We start from the raw sequence: 21,633 nt of genomic DNA on the forward strand, positions 1-21,633 counted from the left end.
ATTTTGGGTTGAATATCATTGTAGCCTTTGCTAAGACCGAAGATGGTCTTAAGTTTAAGAGCATATTGGGCCGTGGTGGATACGATAACGTACTTGTCTGCTCCTCTGGAATGCAGGCTTTATCTGCCATGGAAGATTTAGGAAGCGGTGTCGTCATATGTGGCCACCGCTTAAGTGACATGCTCTACAATGAACTCCTTGATAATATGCCCGAGTACTTCCAGATGCTTATGGTGGCGTCTCCAGACAAGGCGCCATTTGATAACGCAGATGGCAAGCTCATCTTCCTTCAGTCACCATTAAAAAAGTCAGAGCTCTTTTCATCTCTTAGTATGATGCTGGAAGGCGTAAGCAGACGTAAAAAGAAAGCTAAAGAACGCCGCTTGCAGCGAAGCGCTGCGGATCAAAAGACAATAGATGATGCCAAACACTTGCTGATGGAAAGGCATCATATGACTGAGCCTGAAGCTCACAAATATCTCCAGAAATGTGCCATGGATTCAGGGACTAGCCTCCTTGAAACCGCCGAGATGGTAATATCATTGTCGGAGATCTAAGGAAAAGAGCCATGGGGACGGGGTTGGTGCTCACCAACCCCGTCCCCATGGCTCTTTTTTTGTTTCTTACATAAATATATTTCTGATTCTTCTGGTTACATGTCCTGTGCCGTAGTCAGCTTTCTGAGTCATCATCAGGAAAGTAGTCTTGGTGGATGGATCATTCATAAAGTATGTTCCAAGCCAGCCGTCCCAACCGTACTCACCCTTGTTTCCAAGAATAAGCGCCTGCTTAGGATCATCCATAACACGCATGAGATTGCCATATGTGTGGCCCTCAAGTCCGCGCCAGTTCCAAAGGTCTCTCTGCTGATATTCAAGAAGCTTACCTGTTGTAAGGAACTTCACAGCTGATTCTGTGAGGATTACCTTACCTCTGTAAACACCATCATCCATGAGCATTCTGGCAAAGTGTGAGTAGTCATCTAATGTTGAGAAAAGACCTGCCCCACCTGATTCAAAAGCATTAACTCCGCCATTATTTCTGATACCAAGGTTATTTCCCTTATATTCTTCAAGGTCATTACCCTTTGCCTGGTATGCATGGGCAAGACGAGGTTTCTTTTCATCTAGTACAAAAAATGCTGTATCAACCATCTCAAGAGGATCAAAAAGTCTCTCTTTGAGGAACTCGCTGAACTTCATACCTGAAGCTTTCTCGATAACAGCGCCGAGGATATCTGCTGATGTTCCATACTGCCAATGGCTTCCAGGGAGGAAATTAAGTGGAAGCTTACCAAGCTTTTCAGCAAACTCCAAAGTTGACATCTGGTTATCAGATGAGAGGCGATCAATAAGTTCATCAAATAAAACGCCTGTCTCTTTTTCTGCTTCTGAATTAACACCTGGATAAACAAGACCTGATGTCATGTTCATAAGCTCGAAGATCCTCATCTTCTTATCTTCAGGAACCTTGTGCTTTTTGCCGTTCTCATCAAGGTATTCCTGATCATTAAAGCTATCTATATATTTGCCTACAGGCTCGCACAGATCAACGATACCATCCTGTACAAGGAGCATCATTGCTGCAGCTGTAATAGGCTTGGACTGTGAATACAGGTGGAAGATAGTGTTTCTTTCAATAGGCACCTTATCTTCTTCGTCAGCATAGCCACTCTTTAAAAAGAACTTTTCTGTTCCGTCCTGAATAAGAAGTGCGCTTACTCCTGCAAGTTCTCTTTCTTCTACTGCACGATCCATGCATTTCTGTATTAAAGCTAATTTATCTCTCATATTAAACTCCAGTAATTATTTCAAAGCATTCGCAATATCTGCGATAAGGTCTTCCTTGTCTTCAAGTCCACAAGAAATTCTGATAAGTCCTGCTGGGATACCAGCAGCTTCAAGCTGTTCATCTGTCATCTGACGATGAGTTGATGTTGCAGGGTTGAGGCAACATGTTCTAGCATCAGCTACGTGTGTTTCGATAGCTGCAATCTTGAGCTTCTTCATGAAGTTCTCTGCTGCTGCCCTTCCGCCTTCAAGTTCAAATGAAACAACGCCGCAACCACCATTTGGCATATACTTCTTAGCAATCTCATAATATGGATCAGACTCAAGTCCAGGATAGTTTACCTTCTTGACCTGTGGCTGCTCCTGAAGGAACTTAGCAACTGCAAGTCCGTTCTCTACATGTTTTGGCATACGAACGTGAAGTGATTCAAGTCCGAGATTTAAGATAAATGCATTCTGTGGAGACTGGATGCATCCAAAGTCTCTCATGAGCTGTGATGTACACTTTGTAATGAATGCACCTTCTTTGCCGAACTTCTCAGCATATACGATCCCGTGATATGAATCATCTGGCTGTGTAAGTCCTGGGAACTTGTCAGCATGCGCCATCCAATCGAACTTACCTGAATCAACGATGACACCACCAACTGCAGCTCCGTGACCATCCATATACTTGGTTGTTGAATGAGTTACAATATCTGCGCCCCATTCGATAGGTCTGCAGTTAACTGGTGTTGGGAATGTATTGTCCACAATAAGTGGAACGCCGTGGCTGTGTGCAGCCTTGGCAAATTTCTCTATATCAAGAACTGTAAGTGCCGGGTTAGCAATCGTCTCACCGAATACTGCTCTTGTATTGTCCTTAAAAGCTGCATTCAGCTCATCCTCTGTGCAATCAGGTGAAACAAATGTAACTGTTACTCCCATCTTTGCCATTGTTACAGCGATGAGATTAAATGTTCCTCCGTAGATTGAAGAAGAAGCTACGATATGGCTTCCACACTCACAAATATTAAACAGAGCGAAGAAATTAGCAGCCTGTCCAGATGACGTAAGCATAGCAGCTGTGCCGCCCTCAAGTGCTGCGATCTTGGCAGCAACATGATCATTAGTTGGATTCTGAAGTCTTGTATAGAAATAACCTGAAGCTTCAAGATCAAAAAGCTTACCCATGTCCTCACTGGTGTCATACTTAAAAGTTGTAGACTGGATAATAGGTATCTGACGTGGTTCGCCATTACCTGGAGTATATCCTGCCTGTACACATCTGGTTCCGATTCCCTGCTGACTCATTTCTTCATCTCCTCTTAATATTAAATTTTAGAATTATAAGTTTGTGTTATCTGCTGGAGCTTCTGGTGCTACTGGAGCCTCTGCTGCTACAGGTGCTTCTGCTGCAACTGGAGCTACTGGTGTCTCCTGAACTGGTGCTGTCTGTCCAGGAGCAACTGGTGTAGGCTGTACTGGAGCTGCCTGCTGTACTGGAGCTACTGGTGTAGCCTGAACTGGTGTTGCCTGTACTGGGGCTGCCTGCTGTACTGGAACTACTGGTGTAGCCTGAACTGGAGTTACAGGTGTCTGCTGCATTGGATTTACAGGAGCTGCCTGTACTGGCTGCTGCATTGGTGCTACACCCATTGGCACTGCCTGTCCTGGGATAGCTGGCTGAGCAACAACTTTTTTCTTCTTGTTCTCTTTGCCCATTGTTACGTACTTATAAAACTTGTTAACATCATATCCAAGCTCTACTGCTGGGTTCTTAGCCTGGATAGTAGCCATGATATTTGAAAGTGTCTCATTAAGATTTGCCATGTTCTTAGGAGCTTTGCAAATCTCATGAACATCGTACTTCTGATCAAATACTGTGATGAACTTACCTGTCTGTGAATACATCCAACGAACATCTGAATACTTAACGATATCAAGTGTTGGACCAGCACTGATAATATAGTTTGGTGTGAAATATGTATTGAGCTGAGGAACAACTACTGATGTAGGATCAGCAAGTTCCATGTTGATCTCCTGTGCATTCTGAAGAGTGAGATCTCTGATTGTCTTATGATAGCTAAGGAATCCTTTGATATTTACGATCACGATAACAATCGCAGCTACAAGGAAAAGAACTCCAAATACGATAGCTACTGGCTCTGGATCAGCGTCTTTTACCCAAAGAGCCTTACCCATGTAATACTCATCAAAGTAATCACGAGCTTCCTTGAGCTCATCCTCGTTGTTCTCATCGTCTACATAGAATGTAATAGCTTCATCAATTACTTCATCTGAGAGTGTGTAGATAGAACCTTCAACTTCTGCATATCCTTCATCAGCGATTTCTTTTGAGATAGCATCTGCCTGGTCTTCAGAACATCTAATGATATAGATATCTTCATAATAGTCATAAACGAAATAGTAAGCTTCTGATGAATCGTAGTAACCAATCTGTACAGGATCTTCTGTAGCATAGATCATTACTCTCTTGCCTTCATCAAGATCATCATCATTGTAAGCTTCTGAAAAATGAACTGCTGCCTCATCGTTTCTCAAGGCGCTTCCAAGATCACCTGCTGCAAAGCAGATAAAAGAAAGAACAACAAGTACTGCAGCAACGATCATCATGATCATGTTGTGCTGATACTTCTTGTTGATAATAGGGCTGTTAATCTTATTCATATATTTTCCTCCGTTTTCCCCTCAAACACTTTATATAATTTACCATATACAGCCGACAAAAAAAATAACATTTTTTAGCAAATTAATTATGTATATAGACCTATTTTTGCAAAATAAAACGCATGGTCCACAAGCCCATGAACCATGCGAATCTATACTTTTTTACCAATTAAAGAAGATGTGCTCTGAGCTCTTCTCCAGACTTATCAGAAAGATATGCTGGTGGAATATCAAGAATTGTCTTGCATCCTTTCATTCCCTCGCTCTGCATACGATGTGCAGCTCTTGCTACAGCTACAAGCACGCTTGTTGTGAACTCTGGGTTTGAATCAAGTTTCAGGCTATACTCGATAATGTGGTTGTGCTCTTTGTTTGCACCAGTCTTACCACTTCTAAATACGAAACCGCCGTGAGCCATTCCGCTGTGATTCTTCAAAAGCTCTTCCTCGCTGATGAAATGAACTGTTGTATCATAATCAGCAAAGTAATTAGGCATTTCCTTGATCTCTTTTTCTACTAAAGCTGCATCAGCTCCGTCCTCAAGAACTACAAAGCACTCTCTTGTGTGCTTCTGTCTTGTTGTAAGCTCTGGATTCTGGCCGCTTCTAACTGCCTCAAGTGCACTCTCAACCGGGATTGTGTACTGCTTGGCATTCTTGACACCCTTAATTCTGCGAATTGCATCTGAGTGTCCCTGTGAAACGCCCTTGCCCCAGAATGTGTAGTCGTTACCATCTGGAAGGATAGCGTTTGAATAAACTCTAGCAAGTGAGAACATTCCTGGATCCCAACCGCATGATATAACTGCAACCTTGCCTGCTGCCTTAGCTGCCGCATCAACATTTGCAAAATGCTCAGGGATTCTGGCATGTGTATCAAAACTGTCAACAACGTTGAACATAGCAGCGTACTCTGGAGTCTGAACTGGAAGATCTGTAGCGCTTCCACCGCAGAGGATCATAACATCGATCTTGTCTTTATAATCTGCTACGTCGTTAACTGAAACAACAGGTACTCCCTTAGTTCTGATCTGAAGTGAAGCTGGATCTCTTCTGGTAAAAACAGCTACAAGCTCCATATCAGGTGCCTGCTCAACTGCAAGCTCTACACCCTTACCAAGGTTACCGTATCCTAAAATACCAATCTTTGTACTCATAAACTCCTCCTATCACCATCTCTATACATCTGGGATATTTTACGATATCTCTTCTATAACATCATTAAATCCAATGATAATAATATCATTAGATGATGGCATTTTCACAAAAAAATCATTGGTCAGGATCTTAAGCTTCTTGCCATCTTTTTTGGTGACAATTGAAACTTCCTGAACCATCTCTTTTCCCTCTTTATAAGCCTTCAAAAGGGCAAGTCTTGAAAATGTATTGTTGAAGATAACCTTCTCTTCGCCTTCACGCATTTCGATTCCAACCCGTGTCAGCTCATCAAAAGAGCCTGCGGAAGGAATGACGTTATCAACATTATTCTTCATTATAAGGTAACTGTTCTTGGACAAATTACCATATACGATAAGTGGGTATTTCTTGTAAATAGCCTCCAGCAAAAGATCTATGGTACCGAACTGTCCTCCATCTGTAAGGACATCATAGTTTACGGCTACATTTTTGGAAGATCCGCAAAGAAGCATGAACTCCTCTTTTGGCATGGGCTTAGCAAATAAAAAGCCTTGGATCTTCTGGCAGTCAAAGGACTGCATAAGCTTGAGCTGGCTTGAACTCTCAACACCTTCAGCTACAGTCTCAAGATTAAGTCTGTGTGCAAGGTAAAAGATTGACTCGATTGCAACCTTACCTTCTGCTGTCTTACTAGTCTCCTGCATGAGACCTTTATCTATCTTAAGGACAGATACCGGCATCTCAGCCAAAAGTTTTATGGAAGTAGAACCGCTTCCAAAGTCATCGATAGCAATCTTGATACCCTTTTCGTGGATATCTTTGCCCCAGTTTACAATATTCTCGTATTCATCTAAAAAAGCTGTCTCTGTAATTTCAACCTCAAACAAGCTCTTGTCTACTTCATATCTCTTGAGAAGTCTCTCAAGCCTGCTGGCGAAGTCTTTTTCATTAACATGACGCTGAGAAAAATTAACAGATATAGGAACAGCGCGGTCTCCAAGTTCCTTAATGGTCTTGCAGGCTTCCTCAGCAACAAACCAATCAAGATAAGTGATAGCATTGGTCTTCTCAAGCTCTGGTATGAATTCTGAAGGCATCTTAATATTACCCTCAGCATCCCTCCAACGAACCAGCGCTTCTGCACTTACCAAGATTCCAGTGTTGGCATTATACTGTGGTTGATAATATGCAATTAACTCATGAGACTCCATGGCCTCAAACAAGTCATCAACTATAGTTGGCTCCAATATGTGCCTCTTTCTTAAATTATTGTTGTGATCTTTTTGGAATTTCCCCACAGATGTCAGAACAACATCTCTCGATTTATATTATACCAATTTATTGAATATTTTATTCATGTTAAGTGTGACAATTTTGTGATTTTTTTGAACCTTTTTTTCAATGGGCGATTCCAAAAATGTAGCTTTGCTTCAACGCTTTAAAGGAATGTGTAATAAAAAAGTTCCCTTAGTTAATCATTACGAAACCCTCTTCAAAAAATGCATAAAAAATGTATGATATGCATAAAAAAATACTCATTCCACTCGAAAAGTAGAATGAGTATTTTATAATAATCTAAAATTTACTTTTATCGTTTAGTTTGAAGATATGCTTGCTATGCTACTGCACATAACTACAATAAGCATAAAGGTAACTTCCTGAGCAATGGTAACAGCTATCGTATTTCCAATGGCTGAACTTGCAGGATTTTTCTCTTCATTGTAAATTGCAGCTGTGATCATGCTAGCATACATGAGCCTTGTCTCTTTGCTCATATCAAGAACGCCCAAGCCTTTCTGACTTCTAAGGTAAACTTCAGCTTCTACAACATCCTGGATAAGCTGTTCCTGATCTACATCAAGATCAACAAGGCAACCCAGCATTGAAAGTTCATAGTTCTTTCCGTAAGGAGCGCCTGCTGCCTTAAATGCATCATATAGATTCAACGCCTTCTCGCATTTTTCCTCTGAAGATCCACCAAGTGCTGTGATAACCTGCGCAAGTGAATAAACATCATTGTCGTGGAAGAGGAATTTCTTTTTAAGGATCTGATATGAATCCTCTAGCTCTGTAAGGATATCATCTACATTCTTGTCGCTCATAGCAAGAAGAACAGCAAAGCATGTATCTTCATCTGTTGTAAGGAATGGATGTTTCTCTTTCATTCCTTTCATGATCTGGCTTGTTCTATCAACGATAACGTCTGCATCTCCCATTCTCTTAGAATCACAGATGACCATTGCTGCAACTGCTCTGTAGATAGAGCCCATGAGCTTGCCTTCTTTTAACTTGTCATAAACTGCAACAGCATCCTCAAGATACTTCTCTGGCTGACCACTTACAGCCATCTTGGATGAAACGATAACCTCGTTAAATCCGCGGAAATATGAGAAATAGTTTTCCTCCTTCTGAAGGATCTTTTGACATTCCTTAACATATTCTGCATCTACTTCTCTGCCGTTCTGGGTAAAAGCACTGCTGGCAGCAACCTTGATAAGTCCATATTCAAAGATAAAAGCCTTTCCCATGGCATATCTATTTTCAGCAAATAGATCACATCTTTTTTTAATTAAGTCTTTCATACATTTTCTCCTTTGTTATTGTCGCGATTCCCCAAAATAGTAATGGAGAATACTTGATCACATGTGCCTTTAATGTGTCTGCAATCAGCATAGAGCCTGTCTCAAGGTCAACATACAGATCAGCGTTAAGGACATATCTGAATGCTATCGAGATCAGCGCCAGTACAAATGGCACCAAAGCAAGCAGATAGTACTTTGATCCTACTACCTTTCCTCTAAATGACGCTACCACAAAGAACACAAGAAATGCAAGTCTTATAAGTATCTCAAATCCTGCATCTCCGATTGCATCAATGAGCCAATAGGCTGAAGGTGGGCTCATTAGCGTATCCTTCATCTGTAACAACTCATAAATGTAATAGAACATTGTCAAAAGAGCTATGACCTTACTGATGGTCTTTTTCTCTGCCTTTTCTATGAGGGTTATGATCAGAAGTGCGTCCAACACAAACCTTATAAGTGTGTTTGTTAAAAGTTCCTTGAAAAGATCCGGAACTTCATCTTTCATGTCCCAGTAAATTGAACCCACTACTATATGCTTGATGCACACTGAGACAGCAAATATGATCATCATCACTATAAATGCTATCTTGCCGTGCTTTCGTTTTTCGTCCATATTGTTTGCGGTGTAAGTTACCGTGCCATCCATTTTTTCGACCTCCCGTTGCCTATATAACTAGTATACAAGCTTGTCTGGGAAAATGTTGCGAAAAATGGGGCGTTTTTACCACTTTGGCGTGGGGGAGACTAGATTTTTACCTGCAATTTAACTTTTGTTAGACTTGCAGGTAATGATTTCGGTGCTTTTTAACTTGTTGACTCGAGTTTATTACCTGCATTTACTCTTTTTCTGCCATTTCAGGTAACAAATCAGATCACTCACTCGATAACTCTCCGTATTTTGTTACCTGCAATTCACATATTATTAATTTTGAGGTAAACTCATATATGGCTAGAACCAAATATACGCTTAGGGGGAAAGGAAATGGAACTTAAAAAGGTAACATGCCCAAATTGTGGCAGCTCAGAAATAGAGAAGGTAAGCGATGAGCAGTACAAGTGCTCATATTGCGGCGCAACCTTCATGATCGATTATGACGAAGAGGATGCGCAGATCATCAGCAAAGAAAAAGAGCTGACAATGCAGAGGGAGCGCTTCGAACATGAAGAAAAGCTTCGAAAAGAAGCTCAAACAAGCACATCAGGAAAAAAAGCGCCACGATTCTTTGCACTATTTATGTTTGTAATGATTGTAGCAATTTTAGCGCTGTCTCTTTTTGCAAGTATTTATGAGCCAAACAATAGCTCTTCAACAGAATCACAAACAGAACAAACCTCAAAGAAAAAATCACAATATCGTCTCCTCGACTCCAGCGACATCTCAGCAGGCATCAACCTTTCAGAATTCAAAAAAGCTGCTGATACTTTCGCACAGAACAAAAAAGAAGCCTACACTGGCTCTTGGACTCAGGCAGGCGAGCCAAAACTCGTTGCAGAATACTTTTTAAGCAGCGAAGATGCCAACATGCTCTGGTTCTTTTACGAGTATACATGGGAAAAAGAAGGTAGCGACCCAGAAAAGCGCTATGTTGCTGTCCACTTTGACGACATCCGCATGACTGAAGATGGCAAGATCAAATCCAATTACCGTCCAGAAGAATATTACCACAGTGAATTCTTAGGAAATTACTTGATTAGCGGCTACTTCGATTTTGATTCCGCTTACAGAGAGACGATTACCGCTCATCCAGAATGCGAAATTACAGAGATTGCCCTTAATGATTAAGGAAAAGAACTGTGAGGTGCAGTTAACAAAAACGCGCAAGGAGGTTATTATGGAAACTTGGTATTACGTAGTTGAAAGCATTGACGGCGATTACGCCAATTTAAGAAGAACAGACATTGAAAGTTCAGAACTTAAGCTAGTTGCAAGAGCTCTTTTACCAGAGGGAATCGCAGAAGGCACTAATTTAAAATACGAGCTCATGCAGTATTCAATCATAGAATAAATAACCTCCAGGGAGGCCGGTTGTGGCTCAAAAAATAAGACCTGCTCAAGCAGGCCTTTTCTTTTTCTCATATGTCACACAAAATCATCCTACTTCGCTGCCTCCCCACTCAACTACTGTGAAGCCCTTCCTCTCCGGGGTTTCAATTTCCTGCCTGGAAATGTTGATGTAGTTTTCGCAGCCGTAATATGTCATGAACACGCGGATCACTGTATCCGGTTCAGGACTGATCTTAAGTTCTGAGTGGTCTGTGTACTCATCAGTCTGGAAGCGAATGATGTTGTACTTGTTGTCCTCCATCTTCGGAAGCCAGTATGCGACGAATTCTTCAGTTTCTTTTTCATTGAGCCCCAGCTGAGGAAGCATAGTTGTCAGAAAACTTTCCGTTTCTGCGCCCGCAACGCAGAATCCGTCGTGGAATGTGTAGGTTGACTGAAGCATTGCTTCCCAGAACAGGTAGTCAAAAGACTCATCGTCAAGATGTATGGTTCCATCTGAATCCGCAGTTACTGTCCAGCCATTATCTTCGTTAAAAGCAGGATCTGTATCTGTAAAATAGCCATCAATACTAAGTTCCACCGAAACCTCAGTGCCATCTTCTTCAGGATAAAGATAAATTGCAGGCTTAAGGCATGGCACCTGCTGCGCCTGGTCCTTATAATAAATCGCGCTATAATCTTCAGAAAGAGCGGCCTCTATATCAACGCCCGTATTAATCGTCGTAGCAATTCCAGGATTGAAAGTAATGTAGCCGTCTCCATCATTTACATTGTACTCATCCCCAAGCTTCTCCACATCTTCCTTCGTCGCCTCGTCACCATTTATAAAATACGTGGTCTCACTTGTCTCAAACTCAGTGCAAAGCGCCAGCTCAAGATCCAAGTATACTTCATCCTCATCAGCCTTAAAAATGTACTCATAAAGCCACACAGAATCAGTCCCCGCCTGCTCCCGATCATAAAAGAAAAAGCTTTTTTTATCATAATAACTGAAATTTCCATATTGTCCATAAAACGTGAAGCCCTCGGTAGCAAGCGACTTAACCTCGCCATCTGCATAGGTAAAAAGCTGCGCTCCACAGTTCTCAATGGATGGATCATCCACAATTGCCAGCTCATAAGCATCATCTTCATTCAAATGTAAAAGAGCTGCTGTAAATCCGCCGCCCGTCGTATCAAGCTTTTCTGTTAAAAAAGTTCTGTAAGCATCGATTTCTTCCCCTTCAAGAGCCTGCTTTGTTGTGCTCACCGCATATGAAGCGCCAGTTCCACTTACATCAGAGTCATTTCCATTATTCACTGAAGACGTTGTTTTTTCTTGACTTGCAGAAGCTCCGCAGCCCGAAATTGCCATAATAACTGCCATTCCCAATGCCCAAAGTCTAATTTTTTTCATACTTCTTTATCTCCTGCCTGTATATAAACATGCGCAATTCAGTAAATATGCGCATTCCGAATATATCATGATTATATTTTTAACCGACTAATTTTAACACAGATAAAAAGGAAAGATAAACCGATATATTCGATAAAATCCAGCAATTTCCTCAAGTAATGATTCCGGTGTTTTTTTGCTTGTTGACTTGGAGGTATTACCTGCATTCACTCTTTTTCTTAAATTGCAGGTAATGATTCCGGAAGTTTTACTCTTACTAGCTTGCTTTTCTTACCTGCATTCACTCTCTTTCTCCGATTGCAGGTAATGATTCCGGAAGTTTTACTCTTACTAGCTTGCTTTTCTTACCTGCATTCACTCTCTTTCTCCGATTGCAGGTAATGTTTCCGGAACTTTTTTACCTTGTTGACTAGGAAGTACTCAAATTCCCATTATCTCCACCTGCAAAAAAGAAACACCCACCGCCTCATGCGATGGGTGTCTCAAAATCATCTATTAATCCAAACCCTCATTTCACCTTCACCTCGGTTAGCCCAGGTGTAGTAGGGGATCAGCTCCAGTGTCACATCCTCATATTCAGGTTCTTTATAAACGCTATAGAGTGACTCCGCCTTCTCTTTTTCCCTCTTTCCTGGTAAAAGGATCTTTGTGATCTCGTTGCCCTCTATTATCGTTTTTTCAAACTTCGCTTTTGCGGCATCCGTTGTGACAGAGACCATGTGAAGATCCTTGCCGTTGTCTTTTTCCTCAATGCAGTAAACGAATGGGCCGTAGGTAACCGCTACCTTGCCGTGATCCTCGAAGACTCTGGAGCTGGCCTCCATGATTCTCACTTTCTTAGCAAAAGTGATCTCGATAACGTCACCTTTCTTGAACACACCGGTAATATATTCATAGCCCTTCTTCAGCTCATGCTTGCAACCACCGGCATTAAGGTCATATGAGTCGCACCAGTCAGGAATCCTAACTGCAATAGTCTCTTCCTTGTCAGCTCCAGCTTTCTCCTTGACGTCTTCGCAGACAATTCGAAGCTTGCCGCTTCCAAGCACATCTGATTCAATTTTCCACAAAACAGATGCATTCTCATACTCTTTTTCCACAGTGCCACCGACATAAAGGTGCATAAACAGTGTATCGTCACTTTCAGTGTAAGCGTAAGCCGCAACTGAACTAAGAAGTCTTGCAATGTTAGGTGGGCAGCAAGCACAAGGGAACCACTTCTGGCGAACAGGCTTCACATGATTTTTTCTCTCATCCCTGTAGCATGCTTCTGGTCTAACTTCCAGAGGATTTACGTAAAAGAAGCTCTTTCCATCCAGGGCCATTCCCGCAAGAACAGTGTTATAAAGAGCTCTTTCCATGGCGTTCGCATACTTGCTGTCGACATTCATCTGAAGCATACGGCGGGCAAAGAACACAAGGCCGACAGATGCGCAGGACTCAGTGTAAGCCAGGTCATTTGGAAGGTCATAGTTGTAGGTGAACGCCTCTCCAATATTGGTTGATCCGATGCCACCTGTAATATACATCTTCTTGTTAACAGCGCTGTCCCAAAGTCTTTCGCAGGCTGCGTAGAGTTCCTCATCCCCAGTAAGTCGCGCAACATCAGCCATTCCAGAATAAAGATATACAGCTCTCACAGCGTGTCCAACTGCCTCATCCTGCTCTCTGACTGGCTTATGAGCCTGATAATAGTGGTACCACTCCTTATCTCCGTGCTTTTTGGCTTCATCCGGGTGCTCAATGTCAAAGTAATAAGGTTTCTGGCCTCTCGCATCGATAAAATACTTACTAAGTTCCAGATACTTTGGATCTCCAGTAACTTCATAGAGTCTCACCAGCGCCATCTCGGATATCTCATGTCCTGGGAATCCATGGATCTTGCCCTCTTCTGTTCCGAACCTTGAATACACGTAATCTGCAAACCTTCTGGCTGCATTAAGAAGCTTATCTTTGCCTGTAGCCTCATAATAAGCTACAGCCCCCTCAGTAAGATGTCCCAGGCAGTACAATTCATGATGGTCCTTGAGATGAGTAAATATCTTAGACATATCATTTATGATGTAGTAAGTATCCAGATATCCATTCTCCTGCTGGGCCGCGCAGACAATATCTATAGCTTCATCAGCAGTCTTTTCAAGTTCAGGATCAGGATGCTGAGTAAGCGAGTATCCAACCGCCTCGATCCACTTTGAGAAATCTGTATCCTGGAAAAGAAATCCATAAAACTTATCTTCTAACTCTTTTCCCTCTTCAGGAACCGGTCTAAAGACATCTGTAGGCCAGATTACTTCCTTGTAGGCCGCTCCCAGCTCTTTTCTCCTAGCTGTGATCTTGCCTGCGACCTTGAAATTACGCATAGCATAGCTTGGCTCTGCGCCCTCAACCTCGTCGTTTATGGCCTTCCACTGATAAGGAATAACCTCATTTCTTACAAGCTCCATCTCGCTCTTCCAGAATGGATCATCGATATGGACTTTTCGCAAATTTATTGGCTTTGAAATATTATTGACCATTGTAACTTCCCCTTTTACACTGTCAGTTTTTTTCATGTGCTTGCCAGTATTCAACTGGCCTTTTGATAGATTCAGAATAGCATTTTCGATTTTTAAATAACATTGATATAATAGAATTAAACATGTATATTTTGGAATTTTTATCGAGGTAGACACATGGGAATCTCATTTGAAATAGCTGGCAATCATAAAATAGAAAGCGCTAACTACGTCACTAACGTTGTTCCGATGCTTCATCCGGACCGCGTCCTTGACGTTCATGACTTTTTGTATATTTTGGATGGAACCTGGGAGATCTATGAAAACGGCACTGCTTATGAGATGGAAAAGGACGATCTTTTGATTCTTTCAGCCGGTAACCACCACTACGGCAAAAAGCCCAGTTCTGCTGGGAATAAGCACATGTATATTCACTTATATCAGGAGAACCGTAAACGCAGCACATCAAAAAAAGCAGGCTCCACCGATATTCCATCCTCAACCCTCACTTCCAATTCACCATTATTCCACTGTGCTTCAAATCCGCGCATCAAGCAGTACTTCAAGGAGATAATCGCAACTCACCTAAGCGATAATCCTTCGATCAACCAAGAAATGAAAGAGGAAAAGATATCTCTTTTGATGGGACTAATGCTGTGGGAAATGAGCTCACTGCAGCAGTCTGTGGAAACAAAGCCCAAGCACTCTGAGCTAATTTCAGAAATCATAGATCTGCTACAGACAAATCCGCACCACATGTACACTACAGAAGAAATTGCAGATAAATTCTACGTTTGCTCCAAGACCGTTTCCAACATGTTCAAAGGTGCTTACGACGTCACCTTCTACAGCTATCAGATGAACATGAAACTAGAAATGGTCAGACAATATCTGTCTGACCATCCTTATGAAACTCTGGCAAGCGCCGCCAGAAACTATGGTTTTTACGATGAATTCCATCTAGGCAAAGCTTATAAAAAGAAGTTTGGTTTTTCACCAAAACGAAAAATATAGCATTCAGAGAAATACCAGAAGGCGTCACAAGTACGCTGCTTCTTATTTTACAGGGACGCAATGCTTGTCATTGATCTCACATACTTTCTTAACTCTTCTGCGATATTTTTCTTCCATGAGCGGATCCGTATTTAGCCAGGTCTTTACGATCTCCATAGCCATAAGTCCGCCAATTATCTTAGCTCCGAGGCACAATATGTTTGAATCTGTATGCTGTCTTGCAAGTGTAGCGCACACAGGGTCCTGACAAACAGCCGCATAACAGCCATTTATCTTATTGGCAATAAGAGCACTTCCATAGCCAACTCCATCGCAAAAGATTCCTCTTTCGCAGTCACCCTTCGCAACTGCCAGCGCTGCAGGATAAACATAATCCGAAAGATCACAGGACTCACTATCATAAGTGCCAAAGTCCTTAACATCGTATCCCTGCTCAATAAGATACGCCTTGATCTCTTCCTTCATCTGCGTTCCCGCATGGTCATTTGCCATAGCAATCGTCATAGTGCACCTCCTTAATTTTTATTCTTTACTTTTCACATGATCAGTTAGTGCCTTTAGCCCATCCGTATCCAGTGTCAAAACATTTGTTGTAAAGATTGTCTTCACAAGCCAGATCAGGAACACGAATACAAGCACAGGGATCACGCAGGCTGTAACTATCATGACAGCAAGTGATTCCAGTAGACTTCCAAGGAAGCCAGAAACCTTCTCAACTGTCTCCGTTGTTATCGTGGTGAACTCGTTAAAAAAGCTTGTTTCACCCTCGCCCTCTATCTGCAGTTCCTCATACTCCTCAACTGCATTTTCAACTCTTGCAGCCTGTGTTTCGTATACCTTATCTGAAAGCCACACGCTGAAAGGCACGATGATAAAGAAAATAATACCAACTACTGCCAGCTTTCCCGCAATGGTTCTCAATTGTTTTTTACCAAAGGCTATAGACGCGCACACCAGCAAGCACGCTACCGGTATGAGCACCGAAAATGCAATGTATCCAGAAAGACTCACCAGGAATTTTTCCAGATAAAGCGCACACAAAATCACTAAAAAGTATTTTGCAAGCTCAGCAAGCTGCTCTGCGATAGGCGTACACAGATCTCCCGGCAAAAGAGATATGGTCGCAGACGTTGCTGCCGCTCCGCCAGATAAAGTCATGACTTTGGCGATCTTATCCTCAGTCTGCTCAAGTGTATGCACATGATTATTTGGATCTGCTGCCCATGGTGCGATTTTAGTAAAAGAAATAACGGCCACAAGTAGCATCACCACTATAAAAGTAATCTTTTTGATATCCAAAGCTGCTCCTCCTTACTGATAAACAATGGTGTACTCTGCAGTTGCTGGGAAGCTGTTTACAAAGTTCTGCACTATTGCCTTCGCCTGTTCATCAGCTCTTTCTAGAATTCCACTATCAAGTGCCTTCTGCTTTGCTGTTTTTTCATACTCTGCCATAGCAGCATTGTAATCATCAAGCTTCAAAGGATTCCAAATAGATTCTTTTTCCGAATAGCTCTCAAAAGAATCCTTGTCGATAGCAACTGACTGGATCTCAGCATCCGGGATATCAATAGTCACTGTCCTTGTGGCATCATCCTTAGTGATAGTGATCTTCTCAAAATCCACTCCTGCAAAGACTTGTCCATCATACTTAAACACCATCTGCGACGAGGAATCTATCATATTAAAAAAAACCTTTTTCTCTTTGGTGTAAGTTTCCACGTTTGTAAAATAGTATTCCTGTGTGACCAGAAAGCCCATGTTTGCTAGTCCATCCCGAATTGTCTCAGTACTGATGGATACAAGAACCTTGGCTTCACTCTTAGTATCTTTTTCCTTGGAAGTCTCCGACGCAGGGCTCACGATCTGCCGATTACCCCTATCCTTCATATAACCTGCAATCAGGACAATGCTGATGATCACCGCCACCGCAATGATCACCAGATATATGATATTTTTATTTCCCTTAAGCTTATCCACAAAGCTAGTCTTCTTTTCCATACTTATCCCCACTTGCTATCAGCGGTTTTCCACCACTCTTAGAACTTCACTACTTCTGGCGCCTTGGTAAAAGAGCTAAAGGTTGCAGTAGCGTTCTTTAAATAGAATACCTCTGTATTTCCGTCGTCAGCCTTGTACATTCCCTGAAGTGATGGGTATGCATCAAGCATAGACTGACGAGCTTCGTTTCTATCATCCTCTACAAGCTCCCCTGCAACTCTGAGCCACTCGCCATTCATGAATGCACAGATCTCCACCTTTGGATTAGCATGGATCTGCTTTGAAACATCTTTTACCTTACCAGTCTGAATATAAAGCTTACCCTCAAATACATGAGCAGTGCCAAAAGGTCTTACTCTAGGCTGATCCCCATCAACTGTAGCAAGATAGTAAGTACCAGCATCTTTTAAAAATTTAACAACTCTCTCCATATTTTCGTCCTCTCTTTCTCAGGGTTATGTGATTTCTTACCTACCATTATAGCAAAAATGAGCCCTAGGGACGGAGGTTGCGGCTCATTTTTGTTAAAATGAGCCCTAACCTCCGTCCCTAAGGCTCACTAAGATCCATAGCTCACCTTTTTAATAATTAGGAAAAGACTTAGAAACCACCATGTTTACTACGCCGCCCTTAATAGAGATCTTTATATCATCAGCAAGTTTTTTGAGAATGGAATGCTCATAGCGGTCCCACTCAGGATCTTCTATATATCTTCCAGCAACGTCAGAAGCCACGTCATCTGGCAGCTCGTAATAACTATTATTATCTGCTTCAGCAAGCATAGCCTCTTCAAAAGCATCTCTCAGCATTCCAAGGAAAGTTTTGGCAGCCTCATTCTTCCTCTCACTAGAAGAGTTGATAAGAAGATATCTCTTTTCCTTGTCCATAACAGTCTCAGTTGTCATGTTGAGGTCAAACTTACTGCCTTCACACTCAACCCAAAAAGAAGCTTTGATCTCGCCAGTGATACTGCGAGCCATGCTTAGAAGTTCCTCAGCGCAGAGCTGAAGCTGGGTTGAATCCTTTGTATCAAGGCACTTAAATTCAGCAACCTTCTTTGTTGCCTCTATAGCCTCTTTAAATCCATTTCCCTTATTATCTATGATTACTACATCTGACTTCATTTAGGACACCTCCTGTTTTTACGTCATTCGACGTCAAGTAAGCTGTCAAAACCAGTAACAGAGAAAACTTCTTTTACAATTTCATTCGCACCAACGACCTTAACTGTTCCCTTGTTGTGCAAAGCTCTCTTGGCCATGAGAAGTGTTCTAAGGCCAGCAGATGAGATGTATTCAAGATTCTTTACATCAATGACCAGTTCCTTGACACTATCAAGATCCGGCTTAATCTCAGCCTCAAGATCTGGAGCCGTCAAAGTATCAAGTCTTCCTTCAAGTACAACATCAAGTCGATCACCATTTAGTTTTTTTGAAATATTCATGCTAATCCTCCTTGCCTAGATATACCATCCAAGTTTTGTACTGTATTGTATCTATAATTTTATCACAATATAGTCAACATAGACACAAAAAAATGAGCCCCAGGGACGGAGGTTGGAGCTCATTTTTTAAAAAATGAGCTCCAACCTCCGTCCCTAGGGCTCACTTTGTCTCTCACGTCACATGAACAGCATCAACACCAGTCTCACCACCAAGGCCACGATCCACGCCACTGCGCACTGCCACAGCACTACTCCAAGAGCCCACTTTTTGCCAAGCTCTCTTTTTATAGAAGCTACTGCCGCAACGCATGGCGTATAAAGAAGGCTGAACACCAGCAGTGTAGCGGCTGTAACCGGTGTAAGAGCGCCTGCCACATCTCCCTCAAAGAGGATTCCCATTGTGGAGACCACGCTCTCTTTTGCTATAAAGCCGCTGACAAGTGATGTACAGATTCTCCAGTCCCCCAGTCCAAGTGGTATAAAAAGAGGTACTATAAAGCTTGATATCCTGGCCATGATGCTCTGCTGTGAATCACTTACAAGGTTAAAGTATGGATCGAAGTTACTTAATATCCAAACAATAATTGTTGCAAAGAAGATGATCGAAAAGGCCTTCTGAATGAAATCCTTAGACTTTTCCCACAGAAGCTGGCATACGCTTCTAGGACTTGGAAGCCTGTAATTTGGAAGCTCCATGACAAAAGGAACCGCTTCGCCCTTGAACACTGTCTTTTTTGACAAAAGAGCAAACAAAATACCTGTAAGAATACCAAGCAGGTATAGTCCTGTCATGATAAAGCCCCCTTTTCCCGGGAAGAATGCATTTACAAAGAACGCATAAATAGGGAGCTTAGCAGTGCAGCTCATAAATGGTGTCAGGACGATGGTCATCTTCCTGTCTCTATCAGAAGGCAGAGTTCTTGTGGACATAACCGCAGGAACCGTACATCCAAAACCGATAAGAAGGGGCACGATGCTTCGGCCGGAAAGACCTATCTTTCTAAGGAGCTTGTCCATTACAAAGGCTACTCTTGCGATGTAGCCGCTATCTTCCATAAGTGACAGGAAGAAGAAAAGAGTTACTATGATAGGAAGGAAGCTAAGTACACTGCCAACGCCTTCAAAGATTCCTTCTACTATGAGGCCTCTAAGCACTTCGTTGACGTTTGTTGCCTGAAGTAAGAGGTCTACTTTACCTGTAATAAATCCAATGCCATCTTCAAGTAGTCCCTGGAAAAATGCGCCGATAACATTGAAAGTAAGGAAAAATACCAGTGCCATGATCAACACAAATACTGGAATTGCAGTGTACTTCCCCGTGAGGATCTTATCTATCTGATTACTCCTTGCTTTTTCTTTGCTTTCCTTTGGTTTCTTGACGCAGGACTTGCAGATTCTTCTGATAAAAGAGAATCTCATATCCGCAATGGCTGCGCTTCTGTCCAGGCCACTTTCTTTTTCCATCTGAGAAACGATGTGCTCAAGAGCATCCTTCTCATTTTCATCAAGTCCAAGTTTGTCGATTATAAGCTTGTCACCCTCTACAACCTTGCTGGCCGCAAACCTGATAGGAATACCAGCTGCCTGTGCATGGTCATCTATCATGTGCATAACGGCGTGAAGGCACTGATGCACTGCTCCGCCTTTATCTTCCTTTGAGCAAAAATCCTGCTCTACGGGCTTTTCCTGATATTTTGCAATGTGGATAGCATGAGAAATAAGCTCATCTACGCCTTCATTCTTGGCTGCAGCAATAGGAACCACCGGTGTTCCCAGCTCTTTTTCCATGGCATTGATATCTACGGCGCCGCCATTACCCGTGAGTTCATCCATCATGTTAAGAGCAACAACAGTAGGAATGCCCATTTCCAGAAGTTGCATGGTCAAATAGAGGTTACGCTCGATGTTGGTAACGTCTACGATGTTGATGATAGCGCATGGCTTCTCGTTCAGAACGTGGTTACGAGATACTATCTCTTCACTGGTGTAAGGTGACATTGAATAAATACCAGGAAGGTCAGTAACCATAGTATTTTTATAGCCGCGGATCTCACCGTCCTTGCGGTCAACAGTAACTCCAGGGAAGTTGCCTACATGCTGCTTGGAGCCTGTCAACTGGTTAAAAAGAGTTGTCTTTCCGCTGTTCTGATTACCAACCAGTGCAAATGTCAAGACCGTTCCCTCTGGAACCGGGTTCTCATGCTCTTTTTGATGGAAGATACCAGCTTCGCCAAGTCCAGGATGGGCTGTTTTAAAAGATATCTCTTCATTCTTGTCAGAATCTTCCTCGCCTGAAAGCTTCTCAATATCAATCTGTTCAGCCTCTGACAGTCTAAGTGTCAGCCTATAGCCGTGGATCTCAATCTCCATTGGATCTCCCATAGGAGCCAGCTTCACAACAGTGACCTTTGCTCCAGGGATCACACCCATATCCAAAAAGTGCTGGCGGAGAGCCCCCTCGCCGCCAACCTTTGTTATTTTTGCTCTTTGTCCGATCTGTAACTGCTTTAGTGTCACAACTTTTCTCCTAAACCTTTTTATCTATACTAAGTATGCTCTCGCAATTGTTAGTTAATGATAACAATTCTCATTAACATTATAGCATCTATTGGCGAAATTAAGCATTCGGAATAAAAGCCCTAAAAATATCGATTTTTTATGAATATTATGTTACAATTTTTGTCATAAATTATTACAAAATGTATTGGGGGTTTTGTATGAATCTAGAGTATTATTCTTTTTTATTCGTCGTGTTTGCTATTCCGGCAGCACTACTGATCTTGTGCATTTATTCCATTGTCAAATTTGTAAAAAGAGATAAGACAGACATGCGTAGTACCAGAAAATATCTCATTATTATGCTCATCTCTGGTTTCTTATTTCTTGCAATCGTAGCTTTTTACATCTTTGTCTGCTGGCTATTGACGCTGATGGTTGCAAATATGTGAGGTGGCGCTATGGATGAAAAAATATTTACTAAGATTCTCGTAACTATTACTTTTCTTGGCCTTGTAAGCATTGTAGTCCTTTCCGTTTTGTCCTTCCTTTTATACAAGGACTGCTCAATAATCTCATACATCGCAAACAGAGGATAATG

Annotated in this window: 22 protein-coding genes; 6 read left to right on the plus strand and 16 right to left on the minus strand. The window is 42.1% G+C overall.

Annotated elements, in window-relative coordinates; all coding sequences use genetic code 11:
• The first annotated feature begins 8 nt into the window (after positions 1-8).
• Positions 9-557, plus strand: a complete 549-nt coding sequence (locus BUA02_RS08085; RefSeq protein WP_072702652.1) for an ANTAR domain-containing response regulator — start codon at positions 9-11, stop codon at positions 555-557.
• 66 nt (positions 558-623) lie between these two features.
• On the opposite strand, the gene BUA02_RS08090 is transcribed toward BUA02_RS08085, so the two are convergent.
• The 7 genes from BUA02_RS08090 to BUA02_RS08120 all read right to left on the minus strand — a co-directional run bounded on the left by BUA02_RS08090 (position 624) and on the right by BUA02_RS08120 (position 8,827).
• Positions 624-1,790, minus strand: a complete 1,167-nt coding sequence (locus tag BUA02_RS08090; RefSeq protein WP_072702655.1) for a serine hydrolase domain-containing protein — start codon at positions 1,788-1,790, stop codon at positions 624-626.
• Between the two features lie 15 nt (positions 1,791-1,805).
• Positions 1,806-3,083, minus strand: coding sequence for an O-acetylhomoserine aminocarboxypropyltransferase/cysteine synthase family protein (locus tag BUA02_RS08095; protein ID WP_072702658.1), 1,278 nt, complete (start codon positions 3,081-3,083; stop codon positions 1,806-1,808).
• A gap of 33 nt (positions 3,084-3,116) precedes the next feature.
• The gene (locus tag BUA02_RS15840) at positions 3,117-4,460 is read right to left on the minus strand and encodes a hypothetical protein (RefSeq protein WP_072702662.1); all 1,344 of its coding nucleotides are present in this window, start codon (positions 4,458-4,460) and stop codon (positions 3,117-3,119) included.
• Between the two features lie 169 nt (positions 4,461-4,629).
• Positions 4,630-5,616: a diaminopimelate dehydrogenase gene (locus BUA02_RS08105; protein WP_071175191.1), complete on the minus strand. Its 987-nt coding sequence runs from the start codon at positions 5,614-5,616 to the stop codon at positions 4,630-4,632.
• Between the two features lie 39 nt (positions 5,617-5,655).
• A complete protein-coding gene (locus BUA02_RS08110; protein WP_083572701.1) occupies positions 5,656-6,843 on the minus strand; it encodes an EAL domain-containing protein in 1,188 nt (395 codons plus the stop codon).
• A gap of 348 nt (positions 6,844-7,191) precedes the next feature.
• Positions 7,192-8,178 (minus strand): DUF4003 family protein, encoded by a 987-nt coding sequence (locus BUA02_RS08115; RefSeq protein ID WP_072702666.1) that lies wholly within the window; start codon positions 8,176-8,178, stop codon positions 7,192-7,194.
• A complete protein-coding gene (locus BUA02_RS08120) occupies positions 8,162-8,827 on the minus strand; it encodes a hypothetical protein (RefSeq protein WP_072702669.1) in 666 nt (221 codons plus the stop codon). The genes BUA02_RS08115 and BUA02_RS08120 overlap by 17 nt, the downstream gene beginning before the upstream one ends.
• A gap of 336 nt (positions 8,828-9,163) precedes the next feature.
• On the opposite strand from BUA02_RS08120, the gene BUA02_RS08125 reads away from it, so the two are divergent.
• Together BUA02_RS08125 and BUA02_RS08130 are read left to right on the plus strand one after the other, a co-directional pair.
• Positions 9,164-9,964, plus strand: coding sequence for a zinc ribbon domain-containing protein (locus BUA02_RS08125; RefSeq protein ID WP_072702673.1), 801 nt, complete (start codon positions 9,164-9,166; stop codon positions 9,962-9,964).
• 49 nt (positions 9,965-10,013) lie between these two features.
• Positions 10,014-10,187, plus strand: a complete 174-nt coding sequence (locus BUA02_RS08130; RefSeq protein WP_071177404.1) for a chorismate--pyruvate lyase — start codon at positions 10,014-10,016, stop codon at positions 10,185-10,187.
• A gap of 84 nt (positions 10,188-10,271) precedes the next feature.
• On the opposite strand, the gene BUA02_RS16080 is transcribed toward BUA02_RS08130, so the two are convergent.
• Positions 10,272-11,582 (minus strand): hypothetical protein, encoded by a 1,311-nt coding sequence (locus BUA02_RS16080; protein ID WP_083572702.1) that lies wholly within the window; start codon positions 11,580-11,582, stop codon positions 10,272-10,274.
• Between the two features lie 488 nt (positions 11,583-12,070).
• A complete protein-coding gene (locus BUA02_RS08140; protein WP_143147401.1) occupies positions 12,071-14,098 on the minus strand; it encodes a glycoside hydrolase family 127 protein in 2,028 nt (675 codons plus the stop codon).
• Between the two features lie 156 nt (positions 14,099-14,254).
• Here BUA02_RS08140 and BUA02_RS08145 point away from each other — a divergent pair, with 156 nt between their 5' ends.
• Entirely contained in the window at positions 14,255-15,091 is an 837-nt protein-coding gene (locus BUA02_RS08145) for an AraC family transcriptional regulator (RefSeq protein ID WP_072702676.1), read from the plus strand.
• A 42-nt stretch (positions 15,092-15,133) separates the two neighbouring features.
• Here BUA02_RS08145 and BUA02_RS08150 read toward each other — a convergent pair whose 3' ends face one another.
• The 7 genes from BUA02_RS08150 to feoB all read right to left on the minus strand — a co-directional run bounded on the left by BUA02_RS08150 (position 15,134) and on the right by feoB (position 21,053).
• Positions 15,134-15,595 (minus strand): RpiB/LacA/LacB family sugar-phosphate isomerase, encoded by a 462-nt coding sequence (locus tag BUA02_RS08150; protein WP_071175186.1) that lies wholly within the window; start codon positions 15,593-15,595, stop codon positions 15,134-15,136.
• A gap of 18 nt (positions 15,596-15,613) precedes the next feature.
• Positions 15,614-16,390, minus strand: coding sequence for a hypothetical protein (locus BUA02_RS08155; RefSeq protein ID WP_072702679.1), 777 nt, complete (start codon positions 16,388-16,390; stop codon positions 15,614-15,616).
• Between the two features lie 12 nt (positions 16,391-16,402).
• Complete coding sequence (locus BUA02_RS08160; RefSeq protein WP_072702682.1) at positions 16,403-17,092, minus strand: DUF4230 domain-containing protein; 690 nt, start codon at positions 17,090-17,092, stop codon at positions 16,403-16,405.
• A gap of 38 nt (positions 17,093-17,130) precedes the next feature.
• Positions 17,131-17,523 (minus strand): pyridoxamine 5'-phosphate oxidase family protein, encoded by a 393-nt coding sequence (locus BUA02_RS08165; protein ID WP_071175183.1) that lies wholly within the window; start codon positions 17,521-17,523, stop codon positions 17,131-17,133.
• 150 nt (positions 17,524-17,673) lie between these two features.
• Positions 17,674-18,216: a hypothetical protein gene (locus BUA02_RS08170; RefSeq protein WP_072702685.1), complete on the minus strand. Its 543-nt coding sequence runs from the start codon at positions 18,214-18,216 to the stop codon at positions 17,674-17,676.
• A gap of 23 nt (positions 18,217-18,239) precedes the next feature.
• Positions 18,240-18,536: an STAS domain-containing protein gene (locus tag BUA02_RS08175; RefSeq protein WP_071175180.1), complete on the minus strand. Its 297-nt coding sequence runs from the start codon at positions 18,534-18,536 to the stop codon at positions 18,240-18,242.
• Between the two features lie 177 nt (positions 18,537-18,713).
• A complete protein-coding gene (gene feoB, locus BUA02_RS08180; RefSeq protein ID WP_072702687.1) occupies positions 18,714-21,053 on the minus strand; it encodes a ferrous iron transport protein B in 2,340 nt (779 codons plus the stop codon).
• Positions 21,054-21,253: 200 nt separating this feature from the next.
• Here feoB and BUA02_RS08185 point away from each other — a divergent pair, with 200 nt between their 5' ends.
• Positions 21,254-21,484 carry a hypothetical protein gene (locus BUA02_RS08185; RefSeq protein ID WP_072702690.1) on the plus strand — a complete coding sequence of 77 codons (231 nt, stop codon included), beginning with the start codon at positions 21,254-21,256 and terminating at the stop codon, positions 21,482-21,484.
• Positions 21,485-21,493: 9 nt separating this feature from the next.
• Entirely contained in the window at positions 21,494-21,631 is a 138-nt protein-coding gene (locus BUA02_RS15845; RefSeq protein WP_178297626.1) for a hypothetical protein, read from the plus strand.
• The last annotated feature ends 2 nt before the right edge of the window (positions 21,632-21,633 follow it).

Origin of the sequence: Butyrivibrio hungatei DSM 14810, assembly GCF_900143205.1 — a bacterium.
In the GTDB taxonomy this organism is placed as follows: domain Bacteria; phylum Bacillota; class Clostridia; order Lachnospirales; family Lachnospiraceae; genus Butyrivibrio; species Butyrivibrio hungatei.